We start from the raw sequence: 9,344 nt of genomic DNA, 5'->3' as shown, positions 1-9,344 counted from the left end.
TTACCAGCATTGAAATTGCCGAAACGCTTTGGTTAGCGATGCACATGGAACCATCGGCTAAGGTTATCCCTGATGAACCTCAACCCTCTAACTCACTGCCTTCCCCGATCCTGTCCGCTTCACTAGACATAGATCCCCAACCTGACTCACCACCACCGCTTCCTCCAGAACCCCCAGCCAGAGTAAATATTGCCGCCCCTACTCCACAGGCAGGGATATTACCGCCTCAGGTTTTACCTGTATGGTTGGCAGACCCCGCTATGCTGACAGACTCCCTGGAAGTCATTCGGGCCTTAAAACCCTTGTTTCAAAAAGTTGAAGCTGGTACCGGGAGACAGTTGGATGAACCCGCCACAGTAGACAATATTGCCCGCACTCGGCTGTGTTTACCCATTCTGAAACTGGAACAAGAGCCGTGGTTTGACATCATCTTGGTTGCGGACCACGGCTCATCCATGCATATTTGGCAGCGTTTGGTGAAGGATGTGGTGCGGATTTTGCAGCACTATGGCGCTTTTCGGGATGTGCGGGTGTTTGACCTGGTTGTGCAGGCAGGTCAGCTTACTGACGATGCTGTACGGCTCATTTCCAAGCCAGAGCGTCCTGGTCATCGTCCCAGCGAATTGATTGACCAGCGGGGACGACGCATTGCCATTGTTTTAAGTGATTGTGCTGGGGCGTATTGGTGGGATGGAACGCTGCTGCCCATGTTACAGGGGTGGGGTAAAATCATGCCCACAGTGGTGTGGCAGATGCTGCCTGCTTGGATGTGGAAGCGTACCGCCTTGGGACGCGGAACTGCTGTTGCAATCAGTAATGACATCCCTGGTGTGGCAAACCAGCGGTTAAAGATACGGGTACAAGAGCGCGATGAACCTGAGGATGCCCGTCAACGCATCCCGGTGCCAGTGGTGACCAGCGAAGTTCAGGATCTGGCACGGTGGAGTTTGATGTTGGCTGGCGATCGCCGTGAAGTAACTCCAGGCTTCTTGCTCCCCCAGCTGGGTGGCTCGGTACCCAGATCCAAGAGAATTGAAGAGATTGCCCGCGATCGTATTCAGCAAGTCCTCGACAAAGAAAGTGACACTGATTCAGACGTTACATTCAACGAAACCTTGGAAATCATTGCCCACGAACGAGTCGATCGCTTTCTAGAGTTGGCATCACCCCAGGCTCAACGATTAATTATGCTGCTGGCGGCGGCTCCGGTGATTACACTACCTGTGGTGCGACTGATTCGAGATGCCATGCTATATGATGCCCAGTCCCCGTTGCCGGTGGCAGAAGTGTTTTTAAGTGGCTTATTACTTCGCCTGCCAAGGCAGGAAGATCATGAGTTAGAGCGGGTGTTAGAAGAACAGAGCGAACAAGCGCAGGCAGCATTGACACAGCAAGAAGCGAGCGAACTAGAGTTTGTTCAGTTGAATAGGCAAGATCTTGTCCAGTACGACTTTGCCCCTAAAGTTCGGAACGTTTTGTTGGAGGTGTTACCAGCAGCAGACACCATTGAGGTTATTAACACTGTATCGGTGGCAGTGGAGAAGCGGTGGAATCAGTTTTCTGATCAGAACTTTCGCTCCTTCCTGATGAACCCGACGATCGCAGCACCAGAGGGATTTGAAGGGCTGCGCTCCTTTGCCAGCGTCACGGCAGAGATTCTGGAACAGCTAGGTGGTGAATATGCCAAATTTGCGCAACAACTACGCCAAGGATCAGGTGAGCAAACTCCATCAGATCAGCCAAACGCTGTTAACTTCCCTGACCTGGAACCGTTCGAGTTCATAGATGCACGATTGGATGATGGGAGCACTATCATCAACAAACCTGTTCCCAATCCTTATGTGGTTGGCGAGCCAGTGAAGGGCGATTTGTTTGTCGGACGCGAAGATGTGTTGCGGCAGCTCGAGGAATTGTGGGTGTTGGGTAACCAACTGTCATCCGTTGTCCTGTTTGGTCCTTACCACGTGGGCAAGACCTCTATTCTGCTCAACGTCACCACGTTGTTAGGGGCGGGGATAAAGGTTGCCTATGTAAACCTGCTTCTGTTAGCCCAGGACCAAAGTATCGGTGATGTGTTTATGGCAATCTGCAACGAGGTCGCCCAAGTCATGCACTTACCTCCTCCCAACGATGCAGACTTGCTGCACGCCCCCTACCGCGCCTTTGAACGCTATCTCAAACGCGCAGAAGCAAGATTAGGTAAAGCGGAAGGACTCATTATTGCCATCGATGAATTCGAGAAACTTGAGGACTTGATTCAAGCCGGGCGGATAAACTCAGACCTGCCGTCATTTCTGCGCGGATGCATACAAATGAGTTCTAAGCTTGCCTTTGCCTTTGCTGGGCTACATTCCCTGATGGAAATGACTGAAGATCATTTCCATGCGCTCCATAGCGTGTTTATCCCCATCAGGGTCAGCTTCCTATCTTCCAGAGCAGCCCGTCAGTTGCTTGCTAATCCCCATCCAGATTTTCAGCTGGACTATACAGCAGACGCTTTTGAGGAAATCTGGACCCTCACTGCCGGGCAACCTTACCTGACTCAATTGATTGGGTTCCAACTCGTCCGTCACTACAACGATCAAGCCTTTGAACAGGGACAAAAGCGCAATCCAGAGTTCACAGTTGAAGATGTTCGAGCAGTAGTGGGCACTCCTGACTTCTTCAGTCATGGACGCTACTACTTCATGGGTGTTTGGGAACAAGCCGGAAGAGACATTCGAGCGCGACAACGAGTCTTGAAAGCGTTAGCCCGCCACCGGACTGGTTTGAGCCTTGACCTCTTATCTCAGATAACCAGACTTACGCCGGAAACGTTGCAGCAAGCCCTCAAGATTCTGGAGCGCTACGAAGTTGTTCAAGAAACGGAAGGGCAATGGTCGATTATCGTGGAGCTATTTCGCCGTTGGGTATTAGGACAGCAATAGCTTATTTTTCTGAGAAAACTATTTCAATGACAGCATAATTCTGTACTCACTTTTTCCGCCTCACTGATTATTTGTCTTGGCTCCCGTCAGGGGAGTACGTAGAACATACCTGTTGTATTAGCACTACATCTTTCTTCTTTGGTGGGCTGACTACAACTAACCCAATAAAATACCGGATACTATTGGCAGCGCCTAGTTAACCAATAACGAAAATGCAGCTCGTGTTCATTGTGGCGGCTCCTGGCTCTATGACTAGGGGTTGCCGTTCCGCTTACCGACTCTACGACCTTCCCACCGACCGCTTCAGCGGTATTGGTTTTCGGGTTTGTTGCTCCGGTTTCAGCATTCTTCTACAGCCAGCAATAGCCGGTCAGAACTGGCAGGTGGGAAGCTATCAGGCGTGTTACAGTGAAGCCCAGACTCACTCCGGCGATATCCATCGAGGTATCCAAAAATAAAACCGAGCCAGCTAGCTTGGTAAGGCAACCGAAGAATTAGCTGGCTCACTCAGGTTTTGAAGACAATAGCGGAGAACCTAGATAAGCTGCTATGGCTGAACCAATGAAGTTACTCGTTAGCGATCGTCGTCAACTGCGCGAAGCTTTGATATCAGCGTTTCCTAAGCAAACTGATTTAGAGTTGATGCTTGAGGACGAGTTAGAGGAAGACCTCAACCGCATTACTGAAAGCAAAGCCAACTATGAGTTAGTTGTTTATTCATTGGTGAAATGGGCAGAAGCAAAAGGTAAATTGACCGATCTGGTGATCGGAGCTTCTCGTAGAAATCCTGGGAATCTAGCATTGAAAGTTCTTCTAGACAAGTTTCTAGGTTCTAGGCTTACGATTCGTCGCACTCCCCGAACACGGCAAGGCTACATCGAACCTCTTCTTGATGTTGGCACTGCCCTTCCCCTCCACATGGTTCTTATCCCCAGCAGTACGTTCACGATGGGGTCACCCGATGATGAGCTTGAACGGAATGGCGATCGCGAAGAACCCCAACATGACGTAACTGTTTCTCAATTTTTTATGGGACGTTATCCTGTCACCCAGGCGCAATGGCGAACTGTCGCTCACTTGTCTCGGGTAAAGCAATTACTAGACCCTGAGCCTTCTTACTTCAAAGGCAAGGATAACCATCCTGTCGAACAAGTCTCTTGGTACGATGCGGTTGAATTTTGTGCCCGTCTCGAAAAACACACCAACCGCCCCTACCGCCTGCCCTCCGAAGCGGAATGGGAATATACTTGTCGAGCTGGAACAAGTACACCCTTTTACTTCGGTAAAACTCTAACCGACAAGTTGGCTAATTACGATGGCTCAGTCACTTATGCTGATGGTCCTAAAGGTAAACATCGCAAGGGAACAACCGCTGTGGCTTACTTTGGCATTGCTAATGCTTTTGGGCTGTGTGATATGCATGGGAATGTTTGTGAATGGTGCCAGGATCATTGGTACGGCAATTACAAAGGCGCACCAACGGATGGTAGTGTCTGGCTAACCGATGACGGAAATGAATCCCGTGTTCATCGCGGCGGATCCTGGGACAACTTCCCGAGGGATTGCCGTTCCGCTTACCGCTCCTATGGTGACTCCTACATCCGCCTCAACTATGTTGGTTTTCGGGTTTGTTGCTCTGGACCCAGGACTCCATAGCCCTTTTCTCTTTTGTCCTCTTGCTTTTTACACTTCTTTACTTTTTCTTCTTTAACGCAGAGATCCCCGAAATTTCTTGCTTTTCTGACCGTCCTATTCTGTAGGGGTGTAATCAGGATACGCGTAATTTAGTGCCACGAAAGATGAAAATGCTTGCCCTGTAAGCGGTACAGAAGATGGTTCTATTAAGCTGTACAGATTTGACTAGCTGCTGCGGGGCGCAACTACTCAACAAAAGAATCAGGGGTTCAGTCTCCTAAAATCTTCAAAAGTAGGCGATGTACTACCCATTTCTGAGTAGTACTTAGTCCTCAACTAGTTCAAACCTGTACTATCAAGGATTTCAGAAGTACGAGGTACAATCTTGATCTCTAGACATCAAATGCAATGAGCCTTCTGGCGTTTCGTGGCACTAAATTACACCTATCCTGATTACACCCCAATGTTCACATGCGTTTGATCCGTTTATGGGCATACATCAATTGATCTGCCTGGGACATCATCTGCTCCAATGTGGTGGCTATATCGACCTGGCAGACTGCTAGACCAATACTCATTGACAAATGATAAGGACATTGTCCTGCCTGGTTAAAGAGGGTTATGCTCTCTTGCAAACGAGCGACTACATCATCTTCTGCCGCACAGCCGGGCACGAGTACGGCAAATTCGTCTCCGCCTAGTCGAGCTATCACATCTGATTGACGAAAAGTTTGTTTCAGTACTTGGGCTGCATCCGCAATCAATTGATCTCCCATGTCATGCCCTAGTCCATCATTAACCTGTTTCAATCCATCCAAATCGATGAATAGCAGACAGACAGATGTATTCACTCGACGGGCTAGTTTAAGTTGCTGCTCCGCCAGTAAGAGAAAACCACGTCGATTATGTAGTCCTGTTAATTCATCCGTGATCGACAATTGCTGAACGGTCGCTTCTGCCTTTTTTCGTTCTTTTACCTCTTCATGCAGTTGAGCATTGGCAAACTCTAATTCAAGGGTGCGGTCTTGCACCCGTTGCTCAAGTTCGGTGTGGATCTGAACATTTTCCAACGCAACAGCCGTTGTGTCTGCCAATGCTTGAAGTAGCTCAACCTCTTGCGAAGTAGGTTGGTGATGTTGTGCCCAGTACACTCCAATTGCCCCAATCGGGTCGAGTGTCCGGATGGGTACCATCACTAAACTCTTGACAAAGGTGGGCTGGTAGGCAGCAAAGGGAATTCGTTCATCGCTGTAAATGTTTTCAATAACAGCAGGTCGTCGATTTCGCATCGTCCAGCCTCCAATGCAGATCTTCATCGGAAAGCGTTGCCCTTTCCACAATGGGGCGATCGAATCCTCATCGGCATAAAAACATTGGTCTTGATCCTGTAAGACAAAGCTTGCACCATCGGCATGAACCAGTTCTCGTGCGGCTACTCCCACGATTGCCATGATGTTTTCTAAGCTACGGGCCAGAGAAAGTTCCTGCACAACCGTAATTAGCCGTCTCATAGCTTTTAAGTGAGACAGTGGCACCAGTTCAAGGTCAGGGGGATTGGTAGTTTGAATAAAAGAAACCATTACAGGGATCTGCTCACTCAGGATTAACAGGGGGAGGGAAATAGCCAAAAGCAGGAGAACAGAATTTCTCGCCGCTCCTCTTTAGATAGTCTTTACAGGTGGATCATAAAAACTTTGTCAAAAACGATGAATGCGGAATTCACGGAGTTTTAAGTAAAGATTTCTATCAAAATTGCCCATATTTTAGTTTTGGGTCGTGCATTCAATCAGGGGGGGTATGTAAAGCAGAAAGGACATCAGCTTTCAAGCACGATCTCGGGGGAATTGGATCGCTGCCGCAACAAGGAGTAATAACCCAAACCCCTTGTCCTAAACTAAACGGTACTGAACGTTGATGTTTTACAGGTGCCTCTGTTCTATGCGGTGGTCAATCGAGAAGCAAATCAGCACTGGCTTTGCGGTCGCGCTTTTAGTGCTTGGTGTAATGGGTGGATTAGGATTTTGGAGTACGATTCAACTAATTGATACAGCTCATTGGGTAGAGCATACCCATGTGGTGATCGCTGACTTGGAATCTCTATTTGCTCATCTATCCAGTGCCGAGGCAGGGCAACGCGGCTACATCATCACGGGCAACGAGCAGCATCTAGCACCCTACTACCTGGCAACCAGTTCGATTAACGAGGTGGTCAACGAGATCCGGCAACTGACGAGCGACAATACCTCCCAACAGCAACGGCTACAAACGCTAGAGCCTGCCCTCGAAAGACGATTAGTGCTCCTAAAAGAAGCCCTCGATGCTCGACGGCAAAGCGGGCTTGCAGCCGCACAAAATTTGATTGAGCAGGATGTAGGTAGACAACTCACGAGCGAGATTACTCAGGGGATTAATGCCATGCTTGTGGAGGAGCAGCGGTTGCTCCAATTGCGCTCAGAGCGATCACGAACGGTGGCATGGACCACGATGGCTATCGTTGGGATTGGAGGATTACTTACCTTTGGTTTAGTGCCTTTTGCCGGTTTAACAATTAACCGAGATATTACCCGTCGCCGTCAGGCAGAAGCCAAACTGCAAGAGAGCGAACAGAACTTGAAGCAGTGGGTGGGTGAATTAGAGCAACGCCGCAGTGAGATTTCGCAATTGAGTGAGTTAAGCGATGTGCTGCAGGCGTGTTTCACCCTGGACGAGGCGTACACCGTGCTTGGAGAACTGGTGCAACGCTTATTCCCAAATACCGTCGGTGGAGTTTGGATGATCAGTGAGTCCAAAACGTTGGTGGAAGCGGTGGCAACGTGGGGAGAGCATCCCGCTCGTGCAGCCCTATTTGAACCGACCCAATGTTGGTCACTCAGACGCGGACGACCTTACTTCTTACCGGATGGACAAAGCCAGTTGCGCTGCCAGCATATCCACCCGCCGTTTCCTGCCCAAACGCTTTGTGTACCAATGATGGCGCAGGGCGAAGCATTAGGAATCGTGCATCTGATTGCGACTGAACCGGGACAGATTACTCAAACTAAACAGCTACTCGCCACGACGGTCGCTGAGCATATTGCGATCTCGCTTGCCAACTTGAAATTGCGAGAAACGTTGAAGAACCAGAGCATTCGAGATCCACTCACCGGGCTATTCAACCGTCGCTATATGGAAGAATCCTTGGAACGAGAACTACGGCGGGCGGAACGGAGTGAGCAACCCTTGGGCATCATTATGCTGGATGTGGATCACTTCAAGCAGTTCAATGACACCTTTGGACATGAGGCAGGAGATGTCGTGTTGCGGGAGTTAGGGCAGTTTTTGAAGAGCATGATTCGTAGCTCTGACATTGGCTGTCGCTATGGTGGGGAGGAGTTTATGCTGCTCCTGCCAGAGGCATCGAGCGAAATCACCCGGCAACGAGCCGAGCAAATCTGCTCTGGAATCAAGCATTTGATGTTGGAGTATCGCCGCCAATCCTTAGGAGTCGTGACGTTATCGTTAGGCGTGGCAGAATTCCCTAAACATGGCAATACCGCCCAAGCGGTGATTCGAGCCGCAGATGCCGCTCTGTATCGGGCAAAGCATGGGGGACGTGATCAAGTCGTTGTTGCAGCGTGAAATTCCTGCTTTCACAAAGGATGTGAAAGCGATCTTACTAACAGCTAATTCCAGAGAACCAGATCGAGAGCAGCTACGTAGGCTAGCGGACTCAGGCTGAGGAAAAATATGACGAGCGATCGCGCTATTCACTCTGGGCATACTGATCCTGGTCTTTAAGTGCCTGCTATGAAACCCCGTTGGCGGCAAATCACGATTCCCATAGAAATTCTTGTTGCCCTAATTGCTGCTCTAATCCTCCTCCTCCCCATGCTGCATCCTCTCAGAGTTTGGGTGGCTGGTGGCGTGTGGTGCGCCCAGTCAGTCCCAGACGGTGGACTGAAAGTACTGTATGGCTCTAAGGCTTGCAGTTCTTCAGAAGCAGCGCAGCCGGAGTAGAGGCAAAATTAAAAACCCAGCTCTCCTGCGTCTAAACACAATCTCTAACTCAGCATTCTCCTTATCTCCGTCAAATGAGAGAGATAAGGAGAATGCTTTATCAGCGTTGATAAAAGCAATTGTGTTCGCTGCTACCACTATGCAAAATATAGAAGACAAATCTTCTTTTCAAAAGTCCTTGTTGTCCGGGCTGACAGTTCTTTTGGTCGAGAATGAGCCCGGACTGGCAGAACTGCTCACGTTCATTCTTGAGGGGAACGGAGCCAGAATCATTCCAGCAAGTTCTGCTATTGAAGCACTAAATCAGTTGGAACAGCGGCAACCAGACGTTTTGGTCAGCAACGTTAGGCTACCTGATGAGGACGGAAGCTGGTTGATTGAGCGAATAAGGCAGGTAGAGGGAGCATGTCGCGAACTCCCAGCTATTGGTGTAACTTCCTACCTTGGAGAAGTTGATGCCCAAGGAGCGTTGAGAGCCGGATTTCATCACTTTTTGTCCAAGCCGCTAGACCCAGATGAGTTGGTTCAAGAGGTACTTAAGCTTACTGGGCAACAATGACGGAATTGTGGGAATATCAAATTTTCCTACAAATTCCGTCAAGGTTCCTGATTCATGTCCCCCAATACTGATCTCAGTCTGGATAGTTTGAAGGTGCTGGTCGTAGATGATGATGGTGACAATCTCCAGTTTCTCGCCTTCCTATTCGAGACTTACAGTGCAGAGGTAGCAGCAGTTAGCTCTGCTGATTACGCATTCCAGGCAGTTTTGGAGTGGCGACCAGACAT

At 49.4% G+C, this 9,344-nt stretch carries 7 protein-coding genes; 6 read left to right on the top strand and 1 reads right to left on the bottom strand.

From position 1 onward, the window contains the following. The 3 genes from H6F93_RS09490 to H6F93_RS09480 all read left to right on the top strand — a co-directional run. Positions 1-2,927, top strand: a 2,927-nt coding sequence (locus H6F93_RS09490) for an SAV_2336 N-terminal domain-related protein (RefSeq protein ID WP_199313593.1), incomplete at its 5' end; no start/stop codon positions are given. A 212-nt stretch (positions 2,928-3,139) separates the two neighbouring features. Continuing rightward, on the top strand, positions 3,140-3,385 hold the full coding sequence (locus H6F93_RS09485) for a hypothetical protein (protein WP_190680226.1): 246 nt from the start codon (positions 3,140-3,142) through the stop codon (positions 3,383-3,385). Positions 3,386-3,476: 91 nt separating this feature from the next. Beyond that, on the top strand, positions 3,477-4,583 hold the full coding sequence (locus H6F93_RS09480) for an SUMF1/EgtB/PvdO family nonheme iron enzyme (RefSeq protein ID WP_347277269.1): 1,107 nt from the start codon (positions 3,477-3,479) through the stop codon (positions 4,581-4,583). 446 nt (positions 4,584-5,029) lie between these two features. On the opposite strand, the gene H6F93_RS09475 is transcribed toward H6F93_RS09480, so the two are convergent. Beyond that, positions 5,030-6,142: a GGDEF domain-containing protein gene (locus H6F93_RS09475; protein ID WP_190680225.1), complete on the bottom strand. Its 1,113-nt coding sequence runs from the start codon at positions 6,140-6,142 to the stop codon at positions 5,030-5,032. 358 nt (positions 6,143-6,500) lie between these two features. On the opposite strand from H6F93_RS09475, the gene H6F93_RS09470 reads away from it, so the two are divergent. The 3 genes from H6F93_RS09470 (at position 6,501) to H6F93_RS09460 (ending at position 9,117) form a co-directional block, all read left to right on the top strand. Next, positions 6,501-8,180 carry a sensor domain-containing diguanylate cyclase gene (locus H6F93_RS09470; protein ID WP_199313592.1) on the top strand — a complete coding sequence of 560 codons (1,680 nt, stop codon included), beginning with the start codon at positions 6,501-6,503 and terminating at the stop codon, positions 8,178-8,180. Positions 8,181-8,348: 168 nt separating this feature from the next. Then, positions 8,349-8,558 carry a hypothetical protein gene (locus tag H6F93_RS09465; protein ID WP_190680224.1) on the top strand — a complete coding sequence of 70 codons (210 nt, stop codon included), beginning with the start codon at positions 8,349-8,351 and terminating at the stop codon, positions 8,556-8,558. 139 nt (positions 8,559-8,697) lie between these two features. Beyond that, entirely contained in the window at positions 8,698-9,117 is a 420-nt protein-coding gene (locus H6F93_RS09460) for a response regulator (protein ID WP_190680223.1), read from the top strand. Positions 9,118-9,344: the final 227 nt, after the last annotated feature.

It is taken from the genome of Leptolyngbya sp. FACHB-671, from assembly GCF_014695745.1.
Lineage (GTDB): Bacteria > Cyanobacteriota > Cyanobacteriia > Elainellales > Elainellaceae > JAAUTN01.
Note: the sequence above shows the minus strand (reverse complement) of the source record. Positions and strands in the feature narration are given on the sequence as shown.